2 protein-coding genes are annotated in these 3,361 nt (G+C 72.0%); both read left to right on the forward strand.

Features of this window, described 5'->3' with window-relative positions; all coding sequences use genetic code 11:
- Positions 1–651: 651 nt before the first annotated feature.
- Entirely contained in the window at positions 652–2,199 is a 1,548-nt protein-coding gene (locus tag C6N75_RS24665; RefSeq protein WP_105871098.1) for an RNA polymerase sigma factor, read from the forward strand.
- Between the two features lie 242 nt (positions 2,200–2,441).
- Positions 2,442–3,296: a serine protease gene (locus C6N75_RS24670; protein ID WP_105871099.1), complete on the forward strand. Its 855-nt coding sequence runs from the start codon at positions 2,442–2,444 to the stop codon at positions 3,294–3,296.
- The last annotated feature ends 65 nt before the right edge of the window (positions 3,297–3,361 follow it).

Raw genomic sequence — 3,361 nt, forward strand, 5'->3', positions numbered from 1 at the left:
CGGGGGAGCGGCGGGGGTAGGCGGAGGTCATCGTCCTGCCCCGGAGCTCGCCGGAGGATGTCGGCGCCCGCCGGAAGGCGTCGACCGGCACCTGGCAGCCGGCGGACCGGCCAGCCGGAGAACCTGGTGAGCGGTCGGCCGTCAGCCCGACGGCCGGGCAGCCCGACGGCCGGTCGGGACGTGCGACCGGGCGGCCGGATCGGGGCGCACGGCCGGGCGGCCGGTCAGGACGGAAGACCGGGCGGCCGGGACGTGCGACCGGGCGGCGGGTCGGACGCACGGCCGGTGGGGCGGCGGGAGACCGGTCCGCCGGAGGTCGGCCATGAGGTCGCTCGGGCGGGTGAACGGCGATGCCGGCGGTGACGGCCGTGTGTGCGAAGTGGCCGGCGTCGGCAGGAACTCCCGTTCTGTGCCCTATCCACGGGTTTGCGGTGTGACTCGGGCCACGTGGATTGGGCGTAACGCTGACGTAAGCCCTGCGATGACCTAAGAGGTGATGGCCGAGGAAGGAATACAGCCGCCGTGGACGGCGCTGTGGAGCTCCGAGGTCTCCGCCCGCGTCGTCGGCACACTCCCCGCCGACGGTCGTCGGCACCGACCCGGTCACGGGCGGCGCCGGAAGCCGTATCCCATCATTCCGAGAGGTTGTTCGTGTCGGCCAGCACATCCCGTACGCTCCCGCCGGAGATCGCCGAGTCCGAGTCTGTGATGGCGCTCATCGAGCGGGGGAAGGCTGATGGACAGATCGCGGGCGATGACGTGCGTCGGGCCTTCGAAGCCGACCAGATTCCGCCGACCCAGTGGAAGAATGTCCTGCGCAGCCTCAATCAGATCCTCGAGGAAGAGGGTGTGACGCTGATGGTCAGTGCAGCGGAGTCGCCCAAGCGCACCCGCAAGAGCGTCGCAGCGAAGAGCCCCGCGAAGCGCACCGCCACCAAGGCCGTCACCGCGAAGACGACCATGGCGAAGTCCGTCCCCGCGGCGGCGGCCCCGGCCGCCCCCGGCGCCGAGGTCCCGGCCGACGAGGCCGGCGCCCCCGCCAAGAAGGCGGCCGCGAAGAAGACCGCCACCAAGAAGGCCGCCACGGCGAAGAAGACCGTCGCCAAGAAGACCGCGGCCAAGAAGACCGGCGCCAAGGACGGCGACGAGGTCATGGAGGGCGAGGAGCTGCTCGAGGACGTCGCGCCCGGCAAGGGCGAGGACGAGGAGACCGAGGGCGAGAACAAGGGCTTCGTCCTGTCCGACGACGACGAGGACGACGCGCCCGCCCAGCAGGTCGCCGTCGCCGGCGCCACCGCCGACCCGGTCAAGGACTACCTGAAGCAGATCGGCAAGGTCCCGCTGCTCAACGCCGAGCAGGAGGTCGAGCTCGCCAAGCGGATCGAGGCCGGCCTGTTCGCCGAGGACAAGCTCGCCAACTCCGACAAGCTCGCCCCCAAGCTCAAGCGCGAGCTGGAGATCATCGCCGAGGACGGCCGCCGCGCCAAGAACCACCTGCTGGAGGCCAACCTCCGTCTGGTGGTGTCGCTGGCCAAGCGCTACACCGGCCGCGGCATGCTCTTCCTGGACCTCATCCAGGAGGGCAACCTCGGTCTGATCCGCGCGGTCGAGAAGTTCGACTACACCAAGGGCTACAAGTTCTCCACGTACGCCACCTGGTGGATCCGGCAGGCGATCACCCGCGCCATGGCCGACCAGGCCCGCACCATCCGCATCCCGGTGCACATGGTCGAGGTCATCAACAAGCTCGCGCGCGTCCAGCGCCAGATGCTCCAGGACCTGGGCCGCGAGCCCACCCCGGAGGAGCTGGCCAAGGAACTCGACATGACCCCCGAGAAGGTCATCGAGGTCCAGAAGTACGGCCGCGAGCCGATTTCGCTGCACACCCCGCTCGGCGAGGACGGCGACAGCGAGTTCGGTGACCTGATCGAGGACTCCGAGGCGGTCGTGCCCGCCGACGCGGTCAGCTTCACCCTGCTCCAGGAGCAGCTCCACTCGGTCCTCGACACGCTCTCCGAGCGTGAGGCCGGCGTGGTCTCCATGCGCTTCGGCCTCACCGACGGCCAGCCGAAGACGCTGGACGAGATCGGCAAGGTCTACGGCGTCACCCGTGAGCGCATCCGGCAGATCGAGTCCAAGACCATGTCCAAGCTGCGCCACCCGTCCCGCTCCCAGGTGCTGCGGGACTATCTGGACTGATCGGCGCGGTGATCGGCGATCGACCGCCGCAGGCTTCGGACAGCGTCCGTGACCTGCGGCGACAGGCCGGTCCCGATCGAGCGGCAAGGGACGGCGCGCCGCCCGGCCGCGGTCGCCCCGCGTGACCGTCGAGGGCCCGGTTCCACAGCGGAACCGGGCCCTGCCCCATGTCCGGGGGTGCGGCAGACGGCGTAGTGCGTGACCCTGGGTGAAGCTGGTTCACCGGAGAGTCAGGAGACCGCATGCGTCGCCCCATCAGCCGGACCATCAGCCGGAGGAAGCGAACGGCCGCCCGGAGGTGCACGGCCCCGCTGGCCGCCCTCGTGGCGGCGGCCACCCTGCCGCTCGGCACGGCCGCCCCGGCGGCGGCGGACAGCGTCGTCGTCGGCGGACAGCCCGTACAGGCCGCGGACAGCCCATGGGTCGTCGCCCTCTCCAGCCGTGACCGGTTCGGCGGTACCCGGGCCGGGCAGTTCTGCGGGGGAGTGGTGGTGGCCCCCACCAAGGTCGTCACGGCGGCCCACTGCCTGGGCCCCTCGGTGCTGGGCACCGACTCCAAGGAGCTCACCGACCTCAAGGTCATCGCAGGGCGCACCGAGCTGCGGGACTCCGGCGGGGTGGAGGTCGCCGTCACCGGGGCGTGGATCAGCCCGGAGTACGACCCGGCCACCCAGGCCGGCGACCTCGCCATGATCACCCTGGAGAGCCCGCTGCCGCACGGTCACGTCATCCAGGCGGCGCGGGCCGGCGACCCGGCGTACCGGGCGGGCACCCGGGCCGCCGTCTACGGCTGGGGCGACACCACCGGCTCCGGCTCCTACGCGTACGCCCTGCGCGCCGCGCAGGTCAGAGTGCTGGACGACGCGGTGTGCGCCCGGGCCTACCCGGCCGAGTCCGGCGGCGGCTATCTGCCGGCGGTGATGCTCTGCGCCGGGGACCCCGCGGGCGGCCGGGACGCCTGCCAGGGGGACAGTGGCGGCCCGCTGGTGGCCAGGGGCAAGCTGATCGGGCTGGTCTCCTGGGGCAGCGGCTGCGGAGAGGCGGACGCTCCAGGCGTGTACACCCGGGTGTCCGCGGTGCTGCCCGAGCAGCCCTAGCCAGGGAGACGAACGGGGCGGGACTGGGCGGTGCGTGAGGGTGGGCTTCCAGCGGTGGGTGAGGG

Origin of the sequence: Streptomyces solincola, from assembly GCF_002982015.1 — a bacterium.
Classification (GTDB): domain Bacteria; phylum Actinomycetota; class Actinomycetes; order Streptomycetales; family Streptomycetaceae; genus Streptomyces; species Streptomyces solincola.

What these genes read in the sequence shown, in the direction of transcription:
- C6N75_RS24670 (WP_105871099.1), top strand. Translation starts at nt 2,442, where the DNA reads ATGCGTCGCCCCATCAGCCGGACCATCAGCCGGAGGAAGCGAACGGCC.